Source organism: Tindallia californiensis (genome assembly GCF_900107405.1).
GTDB classification, from domain to species: Bacteria; Bacillota; Clostridia; order Peptostreptococcales; family Tindalliaceae; genus Tindallia; species Tindallia californiensis.
Map to the genome: position 1 here is coordinate 23,229 of NZ_FNPV01000011.1, position 16,266 is coordinate 39,494.

At 37.3% G+C, this 16,266-nt stretch carries 27 protein-coding genes; 18 read left to right on the top strand and 9 right to left on the bottom strand.

The window, feature by feature from the left end; translation table 11 throughout:
• Nucleotides 1–804: 804 nt before the first annotated feature.
• From BLV55_RS13395 to BLV55_RS13420, 8 genes are all read right to left on the bottom strand, one after another.
• Complete coding sequence (locus BLV55_RS13395) at nucleotides 805–1,608, bottom strand: hypothetical protein (RefSeq protein WP_143033221.1); 804 nt, start codon at nucleotides 1,606–1,608, stop codon at nucleotides 805–807.
• A gap of 158 nt (nucleotides 1,609–1,766) precedes the next feature.
• Nucleotides 1,767–1,952, bottom strand: a complete 186-nt coding sequence (locus BLV55_RS14500) for a hypothetical protein (protein WP_143033222.1) — start codon at nucleotides 1,950–1,952, stop codon at nucleotides 1,767–1,769.
• A 372-nt stretch (nucleotides 1,953–2,324) separates the two neighbouring features.
• Nucleotides 2,325–3,350 (bottom strand): Abi family protein, encoded by a 1,026-nt coding sequence (locus BLV55_RS13400; protein WP_176968419.1) that lies wholly within the window; start codon nucleotides 3,348–3,350, stop codon nucleotides 2,325–2,327.
• Nucleotides 3,351–3,487: 137 nt separating this feature from the next.
• Entirely contained in the window at nucleotides 3,488–3,865 is a 378-nt protein-coding gene (locus BLV55_RS13405) for a hypothetical protein (protein ID WP_093315314.1), read from the bottom strand.
• Between the two features lie 57 nt (nucleotides 3,866–3,922).
• On the bottom strand, nucleotides 3,923–4,135 hold the full coding sequence (locus BLV55_RS14505) for a hypothetical protein (RefSeq protein WP_143033223.1): 213 nt from the start codon (nucleotides 4,133–4,135) through the stop codon (nucleotides 3,923–3,925).
• Between the two features lies 1 nt (nucleotide 4,136).
• Nucleotides 4,137–4,418 carry a hypothetical protein gene (locus BLV55_RS14660; protein ID WP_176968420.1) on the bottom strand — a complete coding sequence of 94 codons (282 nt, stop codon included), beginning with the start codon at nucleotides 4,416–4,418 and terminating at the stop codon, nucleotides 4,137–4,139.
• 399 nt (nucleotides 4,419–4,817) lie between these two features.
• Complete coding sequence (locus BLV55_RS13415) at nucleotides 4,818–6,452, bottom strand: SIR2 family protein (RefSeq protein WP_093315318.1); 1,635 nt, start codon at nucleotides 6,450–6,452, stop codon at nucleotides 4,818–4,820.
• A gap of 75 nt (nucleotides 6,453–6,527) precedes the next feature.
• Nucleotides 6,528–7,283 carry a LexA family protein gene (locus tag BLV55_RS13420; protein WP_093315320.1) on the bottom strand — a complete coding sequence of 252 codons (756 nt, stop codon included), beginning with the start codon at nucleotides 7,281–7,283 and terminating at the stop codon, nucleotides 6,528–6,530.
• Nucleotides 7,284–7,454: 171 nt separating this feature from the next.
• Between BLV55_RS13420 and BLV55_RS13425 the strand changes: the two genes are divergently transcribed.
• From BLV55_RS13425 to BLV55_RS13435, 3 genes are read left to right on the top strand one after another with little or no spacing between them, the layout of a single operon-like run.
• Complete coding sequence (locus BLV55_RS13425) at nucleotides 7,455–7,691, top strand: helix-turn-helix transcriptional regulator (protein WP_093315321.1); 237 nt, start codon at nucleotides 7,455–7,457, stop codon at nucleotides 7,689–7,691.
• Nucleotides 7,692–7,705: 14 nt separating this feature from the next.
• Nucleotides 7,706–7,885, top strand: coding sequence for a hypothetical protein (locus BLV55_RS13430; protein WP_093315323.1), 180 nt, complete (start codon nucleotides 7,706–7,708; stop codon nucleotides 7,883–7,885).
• Between the two features lie 18 nt (nucleotides 7,886–7,903).
• On the top strand, nucleotides 7,904–8,407 hold the full coding sequence (locus BLV55_RS13435; RefSeq protein ID WP_093315325.1) for a hypothetical protein: 504 nt from the start codon (nucleotides 7,904–7,906) through the stop codon (nucleotides 8,405–8,407).
• Here the strand turns inward: BLV55_RS13435 and BLV55_RS13440 are convergent.
• Complete coding sequence (locus tag BLV55_RS13440; RefSeq protein WP_093315326.1) at nucleotides 8,394–8,876, bottom strand: hypothetical protein; 483 nt, start codon at nucleotides 8,874–8,876, stop codon at nucleotides 8,394–8,396. The two genes, BLV55_RS13435 and BLV55_RS13440, sit on opposite strands and share 14 nt — an antisense overlap.
• A gap of 87 nt (nucleotides 8,877–8,963) precedes the next feature.
• Between BLV55_RS13440 and BLV55_RS13445 the strand changes: the two genes are divergently transcribed.
• From BLV55_RS13445 to BLV55_RS13505, 15 genes are all read left to right on the top strand, one after another.
• On the top strand, nucleotides 8,964–9,173 hold the full coding sequence (locus tag BLV55_RS13445; protein WP_242870133.1) for a helix-turn-helix domain-containing protein: 210 nt from the start codon (nucleotides 8,964–8,966) through the stop codon (nucleotides 9,171–9,173).
• Nucleotides 9,163–9,432 carry a hypothetical protein gene (locus BLV55_RS13450; RefSeq protein WP_093315330.1) on the top strand — a complete coding sequence of 90 codons (270 nt, stop codon included), beginning with the start codon at nucleotides 9,163–9,165 and terminating at the stop codon, nucleotides 9,430–9,432. Before BLV55_RS13445 ends, BLV55_RS13450 begins: the two co-directional genes overlap by 11 nt.
• Before the next feature lie 4 nt (nucleotides 9,433–9,436).
• Nucleotides 9,437–9,607 carry a hypothetical protein gene (locus BLV55_RS14665; RefSeq protein WP_176968421.1) on the top strand — a complete coding sequence of 57 codons (171 nt, stop codon included), beginning with the start codon at nucleotides 9,437–9,439 and terminating at the stop codon, nucleotides 9,605–9,607.
• Nucleotides 9,608–9,619: 12 nt separating this feature from the next.
• Nucleotides 9,620–9,835 carry a hypothetical protein gene (locus BLV55_RS13455; RefSeq protein WP_093315332.1) on the top strand — a complete coding sequence of 72 codons (216 nt, stop codon included), beginning with the start codon at nucleotides 9,620–9,622 and terminating at the stop codon, nucleotides 9,833–9,835.
• 135 nt (nucleotides 9,836–9,970) lie between these two features.
• A complete protein-coding gene (locus tag BLV55_RS13460; RefSeq protein WP_093315334.1) occupies nucleotides 9,971–10,555 on the top strand; it encodes a helix-turn-helix domain-containing protein in 585 nt (194 codons plus the stop codon).
• A 179-nt stretch (nucleotides 10,556–10,734) separates the two neighbouring features.
• Nucleotides 10,735–11,478 (top strand): hypothetical protein, encoded by a 744-nt coding sequence (locus tag BLV55_RS13465; RefSeq protein WP_143033224.1) that lies wholly within the window; start codon nucleotides 10,735–10,737, stop codon nucleotides 11,476–11,478.
• Nucleotides 11,479–11,520: 42 nt separating this feature from the next.
• Entirely contained in the window at nucleotides 11,521–11,712 is a 192-nt protein-coding gene (locus BLV55_RS13470; protein WP_093315339.1) for a hypothetical protein, read from the top strand.
• 107 nt (nucleotides 11,713–11,819) lie between these two features.
• Complete coding sequence (locus BLV55_RS14895; RefSeq protein WP_278280059.1) at nucleotides 11,820–11,948, top strand: hypothetical protein; 129 nt, start codon at nucleotides 11,820–11,822, stop codon at nucleotides 11,946–11,948.
• Between the two features lie 81 nt (nucleotides 11,949–12,029).
• Complete coding sequence (locus tag BLV55_RS13475) at nucleotides 12,030–12,452, top strand: sigma factor-like helix-turn-helix DNA-binding protein (protein ID WP_093315341.1); 423 nt, start codon at nucleotides 12,030–12,032, stop codon at nucleotides 12,450–12,452.
• Nucleotides 12,453–12,499: 47 nt separating this feature from the next.
• Nucleotides 12,500–13,159, top strand: coding sequence for a DUF6338 family protein (locus BLV55_RS13480; protein WP_093315343.1), 660 nt, complete (start codon nucleotides 12,500–12,502; stop codon nucleotides 13,157–13,159).
• Between the two features lie 400 nt (nucleotides 13,160–13,559).
• Complete coding sequence (locus tag BLV55_RS13485) at nucleotides 13,560–13,742, top strand: hypothetical protein (protein WP_093315346.1); 183 nt, start codon at nucleotides 13,560–13,562, stop codon at nucleotides 13,740–13,742.
• Nucleotides 13,743–13,858: 116 nt separating this feature from the next.
• The gene (locus BLV55_RS13490; protein WP_093315348.1) at nucleotides 13,859–14,632 is read left to right on the top strand and encodes a BRO family protein; all 774 of its coding nucleotides are present in this window, start codon (nucleotides 13,859–13,861) and stop codon (nucleotides 14,630–14,632) included.
• Nucleotides 14,632–14,859 carry a hypothetical protein gene (locus BLV55_RS13495; RefSeq protein WP_093315350.1) on the top strand — a complete coding sequence of 76 codons (228 nt, stop codon included), beginning with the start codon at nucleotides 14,632–14,634 and terminating at the stop codon, nucleotides 14,857–14,859. The genes BLV55_RS13490 and BLV55_RS13495 overlap by 1 nt, the downstream gene beginning before the upstream one ends.
• Before the next feature lie 59 nt (nucleotides 14,860–14,918).
• Nucleotides 14,919–15,467, top strand: a complete 549-nt coding sequence (locus BLV55_RS13500) for a site-specific integrase (protein ID WP_093315352.1) — start codon at nucleotides 14,919–14,921, stop codon at nucleotides 15,465–15,467.
• Between the two features lie 381 nt (nucleotides 15,468–15,848).
• Nucleotides 15,849–16,166 (top strand): HNH endonuclease, encoded by a 318-nt coding sequence (locus tag BLV55_RS13505; RefSeq protein ID WP_093315355.1) that lies wholly within the window; start codon nucleotides 15,849–15,851, stop codon nucleotides 16,164–16,166.
• Nucleotides 16,167–16,266 lie beyond the last annotated feature (100 nt).

Below are 16,266 nucleotides of genomic sequence, written 5' to 3' on the forward strand. Positions count from 1 at the left end.
AGACTTATCAAGTTAATGCTATCATCATATTTTTTTGATCCAGATGCTCTTTATCGGCGGCCAGAGCAAAAAATTCATCGGTGGTCTGGAAAACAAACATTCCAGATGTTTATCATTAGCGGAGTTTGTATTGATAAAATGTGCAAATCATGGTAAATTTTAGTTACTAGTGGGAGATGCGAATCTCCTCGTGGCTCGCAGTTTGGTAAATGGGAAAGCTCTATGCAGGAATGATAGTTTTTTTGTTGTCGAACTCGAGACGAATTTTTAAAGTCTTTTCCAATATGACAGAGAGTTTCAATGGGTCGAATATAACACAAGATTGTTTTGACATGCTAAGGGAGGAATAGTAGTATTTAATTAGGTGCGCAAAATATTTAATGAACAATGAGGTGTGCAATGAGACTATCACGGCGTATTGATAATATTATAGTAGATATTGATAACTTTGGAAGGCGTCATGTTCTTGTGTTGATTCCGGTAACTTGTTTAATCATAGTTGTCTTACTTTCTGGTAGGTTTGAGCTTTCAAGCCATAACATTTCTAATATCGTTAACGTCTCTGGAGTTTTAGCAGGTTTTCTTTTCTCGGTACATAGTATTATGTTGTCATTTCCTGATGAAAAAAATTTTGTGCAGCACCTTAAGAAGTCTGGCTACATAAAAATCATCTTTAGGTGTATTTTTACTGGCGAAATGTTTCTTTTTGCAACTTTGTTAATAGGCATTTTTATTCCGAACAAAAACCTGCTTTTATTCACATTCTTAAGTGGGCTAATCTGCGCTATTGTATCAGCAATTTACCTATATAGAATTTCTATCATGGTAAGCAATTCGAAATAATTCATCCTTGAGAGCTTTTTTTATTAAATTTTCATTTTCGTACATATCGTCGGTAAGTTCGATAGCTATTCTTTTTGTTAAACTTTTTTCAATTAGATCAACTGTCTGTGTTATCGGATTATCCTCTAATGTTCCTTTTAACAATAGATTACTGAATTCTGATTCAAGCTCAGGGTTGTCAGCAAGTTGTAAAAGTAATTCCCTGCTGGCGGAATCCTTAACTATATCAAGGTGCACTGATACTTTTTCTAGATCGCCTTGAGAAAAGCTGAAAATATCCTTAAGCTTTGGTGGTGTATCGTTGTATCCTGAGAATGCATAAGTGTATGAGACAGAAAATAGTTTTTTGAAGTTACGCAATGTCGCAGAGATATCATCTATCTTTATTGGTACTAATTTGAACTCATTGATTTCGCAGTGTTCATCAATCAAAAGACTCCTGAAGTGCGATGCTAGTTTTGGTGCGCTACTATTAGAAAGAATGCTGGTTTTGCCAATATCGTGGTTTATATAAAAGTATGTAAAATCTTCTAACAGTTGCTGAAACACTTCAGGACGAATTTTTTCGTTTCGATTTTCCCTATTTCTAAACCGTCTTAAATTACTTTTGCTAATCTCTCCCAATTTTCCAATGTTTCCAAACACTTCTTGTTCAGAAATACTCAAAATTTCGATAACGACGCGTGAGTTGATTTCATATGTTTTTTCAATTTTTAAAGATTCCAAGAGTATTTTCCCAAAGCTTCCTCTTGATTTAAGAATCATTGGTTGGATCTCATAGATAGTCTTATAAAAATAAACTGTTCTTTCGATAAGGCACACCTCCATGAAAGAATATAAAGAAATCCTTAGGTTCGGCTCATTCCTTATGGTGGGGAGACGTACTGCCAAGGATTGTCGTTAATGAGTTGATTACAATCATATTATACAAGCCCATGGCATGCAATACAATGATATAATAACACTTGTTTACCGAAGGCCTTCACTCCTAACTGTGTACACTCGTTTCCGGTTATGGACGGCAGAGAAGTAAGGGCTTTTTGATGAGGCCTTAGCCCAATATCCAGCCCCTTTAATACTGATACATTGTTGACGGTATGCTGTTTCATTGCGAGTGATCCTGCTATGCCAATATTCAATGTGTTATCCCGCAGGCTCTTTATCCTGCAGTTCTTGCAGTTGCCTGCAAGTTCAGACCATCTCATCATCCCGGTAGGATGCCGGGCGCTCGTGGGTGGTTTATTGTTAGCCTACTCACCACCTGGTCGTTGCACCTTCCAGGGAATGTTGAAGGCTATCCCTGGCTTGGCTCACGGTTGACCTTGTAGGTGTTTCCGTGAATTCACCCGATGCATTTTGCCGGTTGCCCGGCAAAGGGGCATAAGTGGAGTTCTTGTTTATGACAGCCATCCTTTTGGGTGGTTGTTTTTCTATAGGTTTATTTATAATGTTATTATGTGACTACTTAAAAGAAAATTTATTTATAGGTTCTTATCTATTGACTCAACCTTTAAAAAAGAAGCTTTGCTAATGGAAAATTTTTGCAACCGATCCATTATATCATCCGGCAATCCTAACAATTCAAAATAAGTTTTATTGAGGATCATTTCATCGTAATAATCGCGGAAAACATGTGTTAAATCCAAGAATAAGGAGCGCAATAGATCCACATTATTTGTTAATAGAATTAATGAAGCAAACACAGCATAAAGATCCTTTTGCCCTAGCCCTTTATTAAACTCATTATCGGAAAGTACGGCTTCATCGTTTATTAATAGGAAGAGTGGATCTTTAGGCAATATACTTTTTATGTGTGGTGAGAAGACCTTATTTCCATGAGCAATTGAGTTTCGATAGTCCAAAAGCAAGGTCACAGCTTTAATGAAAAATTCTTTTTTGTTATCGATTGTTATTGGAGATGCGCTGTATGGAATCATGTTTTGACACACATAATCTTTATCACTGGCGTTCATGGCTTTATACCAGGAAATTATTTGATTGAAAGTAATATCGTTAACAAGAATCCATGGCGGCACGTGATTTTTATTATGACGGTAGTGGTATGAAGTGGTATTTCGATAAGGAGAGTTGCATTTCTTTTCCAGTGCATTTAAAAGTTGGGTTGTTTTGGTTTTTGATCTGGTGGTATAATTTCTTGGATCTAAATAATCATCATGATGAACACCGTAACTTTTTGACACGTGATAAGCTATTTTAGTTTTTAATGACCGCTCTATAATTAAGATATATTTCAATAATACGCCAGCTATCGCTGAGTCTAACAAATAAATGTAATAGATCATTTCGAATGTTGTTCCTTCAATAAATATGTCAACATTGGGGCTTTTTAAAAAAGTGTTTTTATAGCCATTTACAAGAGAATAGTAAGAAATAGAACTCAGTATTTCAATGGTGCGGGAATCTTTTTTTACTGCAATGCCCCTGCTTTGCATCAATGCAATTTGTTCCTCAAAGGACTTGAATGGCTTGTCATAAACCGATGACACAGAAAAAGACCCCCTTACCCGACTGGGTAAATGAGGTCTCTCGCTAGTCGACAAGTCGACCATTGGCCAGCCTATAATGCTGGCTCCTGTACCTATATTATACCCTATCAGGAAAAATTAATCAATCGACACCAAAATTATTTTATAATGACCAAATCTCCAATTTCAATAGGTGAAACCTCGCCAGAAAATGCAGGTTGAATGGAATCCTTATTCAAATTCAACTTACTGTAACTCGATTTAGAATCAAGAGAAAAGTGTTTGTTAAAAGATAACGCATCAAGATCCCTTTTTCTGCAAACTGAGTATTTTGGATAGACCTGAACCACTTCAACTTCCTCTTTAACACGCATGGCATTGCCAAGTGATTTGCCATCAGTATCAAAAAGTTCGTAACCAGTTTCAACTACCATTAATACATGTCCTTTTTTGAGAAGCTTGTTTTCTGAACCACTGTTGACATATATAGTATATTCGTCTGGCATTGCAATTACTCTAATTCCTTGGTTTGCCATTGTGCATCATCTCCTTCGCACTATTCTCGCACACTTATTTATATTGTTATTTTATGACTACTTAAAATTTTTCTTAGCCAGTGTAGCCATGGAAACCATCATGTTTCTCACCATATCCGGTGTCATGCCAAGTCCGGCGGCTTGCTCAATGGTTTTTTCCCAGGCTTGATCCCGCATAAGTAAGATATAAAAAATCCTTGGGTTCGGCACATCCCTTATGGTGGGAGACGTACTGCCAAGGATTGTCGTTAATGAGTTGGTGATAATCATATTATACAATCACATGGCATGCAATACAATGATATAATAAAAACAGGAACTCCACTTGTTTACCGAAGGCATCATCTCCTTTGAAAGGTCTGTTTTCGAAGGCTTCACTGATTGAAGTTCTACTTTCATTGATTATGCTGCCTAAGCCTTTCATGCTGTCAGTTAATTCATTCATACCAGTTTTGATTCCAGGTGCATCTAGTATGTCGTTTATCAATGTGTTATCCCGCAGGCTCTTTATCCTGCAGTTCTTGCAGTTGCCTGCAAGTTCAGACCATCTCATCATCCCGGTAGGATGTCGGGCGCTCGTGGGTGGTTTATTGTTAGCCTACTCACCACCTGGTCGTTGCACCTTCCAGGGAATGTTGAAGGCTATCCCTGGCTTGGCTCACGGTTGACCTTGTAGGTGTTTCCGTGAATTCACCCGATACATTTTGCCGGTTACCCGGCAAAGGGGCATAAGTGGAGTTCTTGTTTATGACAGCCATCCTTTTGGGTGGTTGTTTTTTTGTATTTATTTATGATGTTATTATGTGACTACTTAAAATTTTTCTTATAGGTTATTGCGGCAAATATCAGTTTGACAGATAGGTACGATTTATGGTATGATTTCATTAATTAAGAAAGCCGACTTAGGTGTGTAAGTTCTGCATAATGCATGTGGAGCGCCACCGGGTGGGCTTTATTTTTTATATAATAACCAATCGTATATTTTTATGATTCTTCTTAGATCTGTTTCATGAGGCGCTTTTGGGTCCTGAAGTAACAGTTCATCTTTTGGAAAAGAACCCTTAAGAAAATGACCAAGTTCATCAACGTTTATTTTGTCTTCCGTCAACAGGGGGAGTTCTTTTAATTGTTTATCTAGCTCATCATTTTTTACTAGAACATCCTGCACAGAACAATACTGATCACCTCTTTTTTTTCTGTTATCGAGAAGGTTTCTATTTAAAAAGCTATCAAAGTCACCTTTAATATGCTTACTTATATCGCGAGGCAAAGATGAATAATCCATGTCTTTAATGTACTTATAAAAAGGCAGGCTTCCAGAAGCATCCCTTAAATGTTTAGGGAGTGCCTTGTTTACAAAGTCCACAAGCATTTCAGGGAATGATCCAAGATCAAGATTATTCCATATTATATCCTTAAATATTTCCTCGGTGCTTATGCCTATTACTCCTTGTTTGGCAAACTGCTTCATCCCCACGCCAATTACAACATCAATATCATTGATATCTTGCTCATCATCGATATCGGCAGCAACAATTAACTTTCCGCTTGGCTTGTTCGCAACAACCATTTCGAAAATATCCTTTTTTAGTTGGCTTAAAAGCCTCGGGCTATATCTGGATTTAGTGTTTAACAACTCGTCATAAAAGATAGAATAATCATCTAATTTGATTTGTTTCATTTGAATGTTTTTGTTGCCGAATTGTCTAATCATATTATTAACGTGAATAAGACCATCTCCATCTCCCCGTTGAACAAAAATCAAACGATTATTTAACTCATTTATATTATCACTGTTAAGACACTCTACGATAGATTCAAGGATTTTTATAATATTGTTATCTGTGATGCTATAACCAAGAAAGATAATTGGATGTTCAACAAAAAAAGTGATCAGTTTTGCAGAAAGATAGGCGTTTCGTTTGATAAAATTGGTATAATCTTTGTGATTTATTGTAATACTATCTGGTTTTTTACAACATCCATGAATTTTAAAAATATCTCTAATTCCATTTAGTGGAGAAAAAATAAGACTTTGTTGGCCTTCGTATACTTCATACTCTAAATCAGAAAACAAATCTTCAATTAAAGTGTCAAAATTTGTGGTTATAACTCCATTGATTGAACGAGAAGCTGCTTTCTTCAGCGATTGTAATTCATGATTGTGATCAGAATTATAGTTTGCTTCATCGGAACGCAATTTCAAAAAAGCAGCAATTTCTGCTTTGAAAGGTGAAACGCCATTTTTTACATATTTTGACAGCGTGATCCTGCTTTCTGAGAATTGCTGATCTTCAAACCATTTCTTATCAAAATCTTCTTGGATCATAGTTGCGACCATGGGCAATAAAAAAGAATCATCATTATAAGGTTCAGGTTGTTTTCTCAATTCATTAATTGCTTGTCTATGATATTTTTCATAAGCATAATCGCTATCACTATCACTCTTTGTGTTAATCATATTTGCAAATCTTTTTAATAAACCCTCCCAGTCGTCAGTGTCAAGATGTCTTCTCGATAGACCAGACCCTATAAATAAATATGGAAGCGATTTAAATTCACTTATAATTTTTTTTAGTTCATTCAAAATGAATCCCTCCTATAGAGAGCAACATAATAACGAAAAAGTACAACTTCTTTTATTTATATTGTTATTTTATGACTACTTAAAATTTTTCTTAGCCAGTGTAGCCATGGAAACCATCATATTTCTTACCATATCCGGTGTCATGCCAAGTCCGGCGGCTTGCTCAATGGTTTTTTCCCAGGCTTGATCCCGCACTTCTTTATCGGTGGCCAGCGCTAAATATTCGCTGGTTGTTGGTGGCTGCTTGAGGATGTGGACCACTTTACCAATGATCCGGTGATCCGGTGAAATAATGATATCTTCATAAGATGGATTGGCGGCACGCAAAAGAAGCGTGCCGTTTTCCTGTATGTAATATTTTAAGGTGGCGTTCCAGGTCTCTTCTTCTACACCGGCAGCGACGATATCGCCATGACTGGCGACGTTCTGTTTTATTAATAGAGCAGTATCACCGGCGTGGATCCCGGCCCAGCTCATGGAATCTCCCTCGACCTTTAAAGCAAAATCTGCTTTGAGTTCGCCCAGTTCTAAATCTGCAACGTGATTATCTTCTGCCAGGAGCGGAATCCCGGCTTTGATTGTGCCGATGATGGGGATGGTTTTGCATCCTGTACCAGCACCGGGTTTTCGTTCGTCTGTTCTTCCGAGGAGATAATCGGTGGACACGTCAAAATAGTCGGCAAGCTTTGATAAGGTTTCGTAGTCCGGCCTTCGTGTTCCTTTTTCATAAAAAGAAATTGTAGATTCACCCAACGAAAAAATATCAGCTAGCTCTTTCTGCGTAACTTCTTTTTCTTTGCGCATTTTTTTTAATCTTTCACCTAAGGTCATTGAATAACCTCCATTCTATTAACCTTCATTATATCTTACATATAGCAAAGTTTTAATGGCAATAAAAAAAGTTGGCGAAATAGAAAGTTTGATATTGACATTGTGCAAAGTTGAATGTATTATGTTGTTAAAGATGGCGATAAGCAAAGTTTAGGAAGGAGGGGGTTACTCATGGAAAAACTTAGAGAGTTAAGAAGAAAAGCCAATATAACTCAATTAGATATGTCCAAAAGACTAGGAATATCAGAAAGTTATTACTGTCAGTTAGAAAATGGCAGCAGAAGGATGTCGTTAGCAGTGGCAATAAAAATATCTGAAATACTTAATGCGACAGTAGAAGATATTTTTTTGATTGAAAACATGGCGAAACGACAAGTTGAAAACAACGACAACGGCCCAGCGGCGTAAAAGGAGGCGCAAGTATGGCAAAAGAAATCTGGGAAGTTTATTACAGGCAGCAGGGAGACCAGGAAGGAAGGGTCTTTTGTGAAAGGATCGGTTATCCGAAGGGCATGAGCATTGATGATGTATGGCAAGATTCTTATTCGGAAATATCGGGAAATGCAACGATTGTTGGGGTTCAGATGATGGTGGTTCATTAAGAAGAGGAGGAAGGATGTATGGATAAAACAAATAAAGAAAAGCTATACGAAACGATTAGCGAAGTAATCGAAACAAGTAAGGGCAATATAGATGAAATGGCCAGAGAAATAGTTGAATTGGCACGCCAGAATGCTAAGACATACGGTGAACTACTGGAAGGCATCAGATTTGCAGAAGAACAGGAAATATTTGTTGAGCCAGATACGTACAGAAAGGATTTAATTAAAACGTTGTTTAATCGTTGCCGGGAGATGGTTGATCAGGAAAGGAACGATTTGCCGCTAACAAACCGTTCCGAAGATCCTTCAGATAGTGATCAGCCCGGTGCAGCAGAATTGACACAGGCAATGGTTAAATTTGTCATAGAGAATTTAAAAGCTGAAAATCCGAAAATTGCAAGGATTTTGGTGACTGAATTAGATTTTAAAAAACAAAACTTTGAAATAGAGGTTCATGGAACATCAATGACCACAGATGAAATTTTGAAGGCTGGCATTTATAGGCGCACTAAGTCTTTTTAATTTCTCCATAAGCTATGCCGCAAATGTGTTCGGTAAATAAAATTAACTCAGGTAAGGGGATTTCTTCAGCATGACTTGCAAACGGTCTAAGCTTTACATTTTTAAGAGTTATAACGGATGCAACGTTTTGAACTCTTAAGTTGGGATTTTCATCAAGTTCTAATTCAAGGTTTTTGTTTCTAAGCTCCAACATTTTACGCGACAACACAGTTTGATTTTCTTCAGTTGAGGTGTTGCTTTGCCTATCTTCATCGACATTAAAAGAAGTTGGGCTGCAGTATACCATGCCAAAATTTGTGAGAAGAATAATACTGTTGTGAATTTTCACTCCATCGTTTTCATTCTCCTGGTTTAAGGTTTCCAGTAAATAGTTGAATTGAGAAATTGAAAACTTTTTAAAGTCTATAAGGTTTTTAAGTGAATCAGATGCTGCGGTATTGTCATTTTGAGTATGTTTTTCGTTTTCCATAAGTCCACCTCCTTTCTATATATAGGTTTCGAAACTCTTGTTTATACCATATATAGTATTAGAGGGGAAAGGAGTTGTCAAGAAAAAGTGAATGATCATTTTATAAAGGTAATCAAAAAGGAACGATTAAGGCAAGGATTAAGTGCACGTGCATTGGGTTTTAAGGCAGGGATAACCGGCAGGGCCATTACTTACTACGAAAGTGGGCAACGGTTTCCAAAACTGGAACATGCGGACAGATTATTAAAAGCACTTGGAATCACGATGGTGATTGGAGGTTCTTTGAATGAAAAATGAACTTGCCAGGCATATTGAAGAAACGGCAAATATATTGAACGGATGGACTACCGGTATATTGGTGATCGAACCGGGTTGCCTGTGTGTCTATGATCGGGATCTAGATCTGGAGCATGAAATTGATATTGCAAAAGATCATGTGGAAGTAGAGACGGTGGATGGTGGATGGCGAAAACTCAAGATGATGGACTATGCCAGGAAGACAAAGGAAGGTTGGCTATTATTCGCTGGATTGGATGCCAGGATGAAGAAAGGGTGAGATGATGCCAAGGAAAACATGGAAAGGGAGAACAAAACCTAAAAGAAAAACGATCAAAACAAAACCGAATGAGGTTGTGCGGTTGATAGAAAAGTTCAGCAGTAAGGATCGGGATGTGTATCCGGGTTATATCGTAGCTGCTGCGGAGTATGTTGGCAATAAAAAAGCTGAATAGGAGGGCTGAACGATGAAAAGAAAGTTATCGGTAAAGGATGCAGCTGCCATTCTTGGCAAGGGAGAGCAGTTTGTAAGGATTGGTCTTCAGAGGAATATCCTTCCCATTGGTACGGCGGTTAAAGTTAGTACTCTGTGGACGTATCACATCAGTCCAAAACTCCTGGAAGACTATGTCGGAAAAGAAGCCATGGAAGAATGGTATGCGGAACATAATGAAGCGGTGTAAAGAAGGGAGCACCCGGGGCGGCGGGTGCTGTGGAAGGTGAGACACTTGATTAGATAGGCGGGTGGTTTTGGTTATATTGTATCATGCGAAATGGCTGTTATCCACGAATGATGGTAGTAAAAGGGAGGATAAAACATGTATCGTACTGCACGGAACGGGAAAAAATTATCTATTGATGAGGCGGCAAAAAGGTTATTTATCAGTGCCAGGTCGTTAAGCAACTATGAACTGGGGACTCAAAAGCCTTCGCCGGATGTGGCTATTCAAATGGACCGGGTGTATGAAGATCCAAAACTAAGTGCTTGGTATTGTCGGAATGAGTGTGCCATTGGCCAGCAGTATTGCTATGATTTGTTGAATAATGTGGACCTGTCGCCGATGGGGATATTGACCAAGTATCGCCAGGAAGAAGCAGAGGCCCATGAAGCACTGGAAAAAATAGCACTACTGCTCTTGAATAAAAGGAACAAGAAGGACTGTACAGACCAGGAAATTAAGGAATTGGAAAGATGGTCTCAGGAGATGCTGGATCTGGAACATGTGATTGAAACTTTAAAAATCAGATTGTGGGATTTTCTGAATGTAGCGGATCTGGTAAGAGATCATAATGAAAAATGTAAGCGGAAAAAATATGTAGTGGATGAAGAAGATCAAAAAATGGAAAGGTCCCACTCAGCGGCAACTGAAGTGAGACCAAAAGAAAAACTTCTATGTAAATAGTATAACACGAAATGAAGCTGAATGTCTATGTATGTAGGTTCATGGAACTGGTTTAAGAATAATTTGGAGGTGATTGATTGTCAAAATTGGGGTTTGTTAAAATACATCGAAAAATTCAGGATCATTGGCTGTGGCAAGATAAACCGTTCAGCAAAGGTCAGGCTTGGATTGATTTAATCATGATGGCAAATCATGATGAAAACAAGTTTCTGCTTGGAAATGAACTAGTGGAAGTAAGTCGTGGTCAGCTCATAACTAGTGAAATTAAATTAATGAATCGGTGGGGTTGGAGTAAATCTAAAGTGAGAAACTTTTTGAATCTTCTAGAAGCTGAACAAATGATATGCAAAGAAAGCGATAAAAAAAAGACCACACTCACTATTTGCAATTATAGGGACTGGCAAGAAGTGCAGACTACTAAAAAACCACAAAGAGACTATGAAGAGACTACTGAAAAACCACAAAGAGACTATGAAGAGACTACTGAGAGACTACAGAAAGACCATGAAGGGACTACTGAGAGACTACAAAAAGACCATGAAGAGACCATGAAGAGACTACAAAAAGACACAAACAAGAATGTAAAGAATGTAAAGAATGTAAAGAATGTTAAAGAAGTAAAGAGAGAGGGAGAAAAGACACCCCGCTTTTATTCACCCAGCTATGAAGAAGTTAAAAAATATTGTGATGAAAGAAAAAACAATGTTATTCCCGAGAGATTTGTTGATTTTTATGAATCGAAAGGATGGATGGTCGGAAAGAACAAAATGAAAGACTGGAAGGCAGCTGTCAGAAGTTGGGAAAAGAAAGAAGATCCAAAACAATTGCAATCTATTAAAAAAACACAATTTCACCTGTGTGAATCTAGAGGTAAAGATTGGAGTAATGAGGATCTTGAAAAGATATTGCTCAAAAAGGTATAAAACAATGAAGGACATGAGAACTGCAATGAAAGGATGAATTTAATGGTTGAAATTACGTTTGATGGAACAGAAAAAAGTATTTTGAAGATAATCGAAAACCTTCGAAGTACAGATGCAACAGCTTTTATTTGCAGGGGTAATTCAATTCAATTTGGTACGCCAAATGGAGCTAAACAAGTATTCATAGGTGATACCGTTGTTATCGAAGAGGAAAATGTTTGGGTGGAGGATTAACAAAAATAATCGCCATGTAGCGTAATAAAAATGAGGTGGTAAAAAATGGATTTTAATTCTAAATTGCGGTGTAAAAATTTTACCAAAGGAAGGATACTGATGTACTGATGTCACAATACATTGATGCTGGTATATGGTGCGAAAAACATACTGAAGAATATATTAACTATGCATACAAGGAAGACTCGAAGAAGAAAAAGGATAAGGAAGAAATTAAAGAGGCTATGGAAGAATAAAAAAAAGGACAGCCGCCCGCTGCCCGAAAAGTGTTCACCTAACACTATTATACCATAAAAAGAATTTGGGAGGGGCGGCCTTTGAAAATTACAAAAAAAGAATTGCAGGAATATTGCTGGTTAAAACAAAATATTCGAAGGAACGAGGAAAGGCTCTTTGAATTACAGGAACAGGCAAGGTTTAAGTCTAGAGAAATGAAGGAAGATAATACTAAGTGCACTCCTGAAAATGGTGATCGTATAGGAAATTATGTATCAGAAATAATTATTGTACGGGATATCATTAACAGGGATTTACAAAAAGCTTATCGTGTTCAGGCAAAAATACTTAAAGCAATCAATACGCTTCCAGAGAGAGAAAAACTGCTTATGACTTTACGATATATTGATTGTTTAACCTGGGAAGAAGTCGCTGCTGAAATGGGTTATACGTGGCAGCATCTTCATCGGATTCACCCAAAGTGTTTGGATGTTTTGAGCGGTAGAGATAGAATGCGAGCCTGATAGTATGATATATTGTATAACAGGAGACTTAGGAAGGGGAATTGAGGATGGATATTTCAAACATTATTGCGTTATTGATATTTATATTACCAGGACTCTTGAGCGAATCTGTAAGCAGCGCATTGGGATGCCCCAAAAAGGATAGCCCTTCAGAAATAAGATTGGCAGTAAAAGGCATTATGATCAGTATTCCGATTATTGTAGCCAGCAGCATTATATATGCGTCTATTAACAAATTGTGGTCCATTAATCTGTTGGTGGAGTCACTAAATCAAATATCAAACCTTGCGATTTATCTAATGATAGTATTTGTATTATCAGTAATTGCAGGAGTTTTATCTGAACCGGCATACTCTCTATGGATGAAGCTCATAGCTTATATAAGAAAACAAAGGAACCTTATTGAGTCAAGCAATAAGTCGTGTTGGGAAAAGTTTTTAATTGATCGGAAGGAATCACGTTTTTTAGAGGTCATTCTTCCCGATGGAAAAAGCGAGAAAGGATTTGCATACTGTTATTCCACTCCCAATGAGGAGAAATCTCTTATTTTGGGGATAGACGAAGTTTTATTCGAATTCGAAGACTTTGATGTGGAAAGGCTATTTCATAATGTTAAAGAAACTTATATTGATATAGAAAAAAATGTCGTAATCAAAGACTACGACATGAGTGATTATATTGATTGGCAGGAAAGTAAAAGTGAGTGATTGCCTACTTTTTAGGTTTTTTAGGCAGTGGTGGTCTTGGTGGCTCTGCAGACCTTTGTTGCTCATGAATGGGTCTGTTAGGAGTTGAAGGTTTAGGAGACTTTGGAGGAGTCTTCTTGTCTGTCATCAATATCACCTCCCTTTTTATTCTTTATCATAACATAAACCCGGCCTCAATGAGCGCCGGGTTTACTTGTGTATTTTATTAGTTAGAAGATTAAGCAAAGAGAAACCAGTTATATAAATTATTTTGCGATTACAAGGTAGTCTATTCAGTGGACGCCCTTGGAAGAATGCGTGATGGTTTTTTGTGTTCTGAGCTATTTAAAAAACATTAATAAAAATATATTGACAAATGTAATCACGAATATTGTTATTATGTATATAAGGAGGTGGTTGATTGACGAGAAAACAATTTACAACTACAATTGACGAAGATATTCAGAAACAATTCAAAGAAGCATGCTCAAAAAACAATGTAAAAATGAATGATGTCTTGGAAGCATTTATGCAAGGCTACATTGAAGGTAATTTTCAAATTGAGAAGGAAGTAAAGTATATTTTAAAAAGAAGCAAAAAATAAAAGGAAGCCCGAACAAGTTTGGCGACTGACGGACTCCCTACCACAACAACACCCCAAGGGGCATTGCTATGTTCATTATAGCATATCTCAAGGGTGATATTCAAGGAGGTATGAATATGAATGAGTTGCAGGTGTTCACTGATAAACAATTTGGTGAAGTAAGAACATTAATGGTTGATCATGAACCATATTTTATAGGGATAGATATTGCTGAAATATTAGACTATAAAGAACCTAATAAAGCCATTGTCCGGCACGTGGATGAAGATGACAGGATGAAACATCCCGTCATCGATGATTTGGGTAGAAAGCAAGAAACATGGATCATTAGCGAAAGTGGATTATATTCACTTATACTCTCGTCAAAACTACCAACAGCTAAGAAATTTAAACGTTGGGTAACAAGTGAAGTTTTACCATCCATAAGAAAGCATGGACTTTATGCAACAGATGAGTTGCTCGGCAATCCTGATCTGGCGATCAAAGTATTTCAAGAACTTAAAAAGGAAAGAGAAGACAAAAGACGGCTGCATCAACAAATGGAATCTGAAAAACCTTACACCAATTTTGGAAAAGCACTGTCAACATCTGATGGCGGGATTTTAATTGGTGAGTATGCGAAGGTAATCCATAATGCTGGAATAAAAATAGGCCAAAATCGATTATTTGAATGGCTTCGTGAAAATGGTTATCTGATCAAGTCTGGAAGAAGGCGAAACGCACCAATCCAAAAGTATTTGGAAATGGGATTATTTGAAGTGAAAGAGACCGTTGTTCATATGCAGGATGGAGATAAAATCCGATCAACAACCCTTATAACCGGCAAAGGACAGATGTATTTTGCTCGAAAATTAGAACAGTCTGAATATAATAAGGGGGTTGTATCATAATGGATGTTAAAAAATTCAAAGACGGAAGTCGTTGTATTGTAGAAGAGCGTAATGGTGAGCAGATAATTCATATCAGGCTTGGGAAAGAGCTTGGTTTCGTCAAGGGATTAGTGTTATCGGACGACACATATATTTTAAACATGAACTGTTCGCTTTCAGCAGAAGTTCCTCAACCAAAGAAACTGATTCATCAACTCAAATCACCAGATGAATCATGCAAAGTATAAGAACTAAGAACCCAGTCTCATAAGGCTGGGTTTTTTCGTGAAGAAAAGGAGGTATATCCATGAACTATGTTGAACCTATACGGGATTTGGATGTATTAGAAAGTATGTGCCGTTATTTGAAAGAAAGAAACGAACGAAATTACATCTTGTTTTTAATGGGAATTTATACGGGTCTTAGAGTATCGGATATATTACGGTTCAGAATTAGGGATCTAAAAGGTAAGCAAGAAATAAGGATCAGGGAAGGGAAAACCAATAAACGTAAAAGTATTCCCTTTAATCCGATACTTAAGAAAGCCCTTGAAGCTTATTATCCTGGAAAAGAATTAAACGACTATCTGATTAAAAGCCGGCAGGGATACAATCAGCCCATTAGCCGGCAGATGGCTTATGTTATTCTTTCGGATCTTGGAGAGTCTTTCGGGGTGGAAGGGCTGGGCACTCATTCCATGCGAAAGACTTTTGGCTATCATTATTATCAAAAGACCAAAGACGTGGCATTGCTGCAGACTATTTTTAATCATTCAACACCAGGAACAACACTAAGATATATCGGTATTGCCCAGGATGATATTGATAAAGCCTATCGAAATTTCAAATATTTTTAAGTTCAGTTAGTCATATTTAGTCATAGTTAAACTGTATTTTAGTAAAAGGGTTGTAAGCCTTGATAAATATAAGGTTTAGCGGTTGGTGTGAGTTTGACAGAATACCAGATATGACAAATAAAAAAGGGAAAAAAATCTGATTTTGAAATTGGTGATAGAATGCGAGTATTAACCTGTGATAAAAGATAAGATGAGAGAAAATAACTTAAGATATTAATCACGTTGGCCCAATCCTTTGTTTAGGATCGGGCTATATTATTGGAGCTGATGATATGGAACACGGCTTAAAAAGAAAACTGATTAAGAAATCTAAATGCTATTCCTGTGTCTGGAGTAAAGATGCAGGTTTAAAGCTGGTCTGTTTATTTCCGAGGTGCTTATATGTTAAAGATGCAGGAAAGATACCTTCAAGCAATCCGTAATGGTAACACCAGTTATTTTTATAAGAGCAAGACGTGGCAAAAGAAGCGGAAACAAATATTGCTGCGGGATCACAATGAATGCCAGATGTGTAAAAGCAAAGGGAAAGTAAGCATTGCTGATCACGTCCATCACATTAAACATTTAACCGCTCGCCCGGATCTTGGACTGGATGATGATAACCTAATAGGTTTGTGTGCTGCTTGCCATAACTATGAGCATCCGGAAAAACTATGGCAACCAGACATTAAAAAATATATTACTGAGGAAAAATGGTGATGATAGATGCACCCCGGGTGAAAAAAATCGATTTTCCTGCAAAACCGGGAGACCGCATGGGGGACAATTCAAAACAGATATTTTTCGAAAAATCCGGAGA

What these genes read in the sequence shown, in the direction of transcription:
- BLV55_RS13420 (WP_093315320.1), bottom strand. Translation starts at nt 7,283, where the DNA reads ATGACCTTAGGTGAAAGATTAAAAAAAATGCGCAAAGAAAAAGAAGTT.
- BLV55_RS13440 (WP_093315326.1), bottom strand. Translation starts at nt 8,876, where the DNA reads ATGGAAAACGAAAAACATACTCAAAATGACAATACCGCAGCATCTGAT.
- BLV55_RS13430 (WP_093315323.1), top strand. Translation starts at nt 7,706, where the DNA reads ATGGCAAAAGAAATCTGGGAAGTTTATTACAGGCAGCAGGGAGACCAG.
- BLV55_RS13435 (WP_093315325.1), top strand. Translation starts at nt 7,904, where the DNA reads ATGGATAAAACAAATAAAGAAAAGCTATACGAAACGATTAGCGAAGTA.
- BLV55_RS13455 (WP_093315332.1), top strand. Translation starts at nt 9,620, where the DNA reads ATGAAAAGAAAGTTATCGGTAAAGGATGCAGCTGCCATTCTTGGCAAG.
- BLV55_RS13465 (WP_143033224.1), top strand. Translation starts at nt 10,735, where the DNA reads ATGATGGCAAATCATGATGAAAACAAGTTTCTGCTTGGAAATGAACTA.
- BLV55_RS14660 (WP_176968420.1), bottom strand. Translation starts at nt 4,418, where the DNA reads ATGAGATGGTCTGAACTTGCAGGCAACTGCAAGAACTGCAGGATAAAG.
- BLV55_RS13505 (WP_093315355.1), top strand. Translation starts at nt 15,849, where the DNA reads ATGTTAAAGATGCAGGAAAGATACCTTCAAGCAATCCGTAATGGTAAC.
- BLV55_RS13470 (WP_093315339.1), top strand. Translation starts at nt 11,521, where the DNA reads ATGGTTGAAATTACGTTTGATGGAACAGAAAAAAGTATTTTGAAGATA.
- BLV55_RS13490 (WP_093315348.1), top strand. Translation starts at nt 13,859, where the DNA reads ATGAATGAGTTGCAGGTGTTCACTGATAAACAATTTGGTGAAGTAAGA.
- BLV55_RS13395 (WP_143033221.1), bottom strand. Translation starts at nt 1,608, where the DNA reads ATGATTCTTAAATCAAGAGGAAGCTTTGGGAAAATACTCTTGGAATCT.
- BLV55_RS13495 (WP_093315350.1), top strand. Translation starts at nt 14,632, where the DNA reads ATGGATGTTAAAAAATTCAAAGACGGAAGTCGTTGTATTGTAGAAGAG.
- BLV55_RS13425 (WP_093315321.1), top strand. Translation starts at nt 7,455, where the DNA reads ATGGAAAAACTTAGAGAGTTAAGAAGAAAAGCCAATATAACTCAATTA.
- BLV55_RS13480 (WP_093315343.1), top strand. Translation starts at nt 12,500, where the DNA reads ATGGATATTTCAAACATTATTGCGTTATTGATATTTATATTACCAGGA.
- BLV55_RS14665 (WP_176968421.1), top strand. Translation starts at nt 9,437, where the DNA reads ATGCCAAGGAAAACATGGAAAGGGAGAACAAAACCTAAAAGAAAAACG.
- BLV55_RS14500 (WP_143033222.1), bottom strand. Translation starts at nt 1,952, where the DNA reads ATGAAACAGCATACCGTCAACAATGTATCAGTATTAAAGGGGCTGGAT.
- BLV55_RS13450 (WP_093315330.1), top strand. Translation starts at nt 9,163, where the DNA reads ATGAAAAATGAACTTGCCAGGCATATTGAAGAAACGGCAAATATATTG.
- BLV55_RS13500 (WP_093315352.1), top strand. Translation starts at nt 14,919, where the DNA reads ATGAACTATGTTGAACCTATACGGGATTTGGATGTATTAGAAAGTATG.
- BLV55_RS14505 (WP_143033223.1), bottom strand. Translation starts at nt 4,135, where the DNA reads ATGATTATCACCAACTCATTAACGACAATCCTTGGCAGTACGTCTCCC.
- BLV55_RS13405 (WP_093315314.1), bottom strand. Translation starts at nt 3,865, where the DNA reads ATGGCAAACCAAGGAATTAGAGTAATTGCAATGCCAGACGAATATACT.
- BLV55_RS14895 (WP_278280059.1), top strand. Translation starts at nt 11,820, where the DNA reads ATGTCACAATACATTGATGCTGGTATATGGTGCGAAAAACATACTGAA.
- BLV55_RS13460 (WP_093315334.1), top strand. Translation starts at nt 9,971, where the DNA reads ATGTATCGTACTGCACGGAACGGGAAAAAATTATCTATTGATGAGGCG.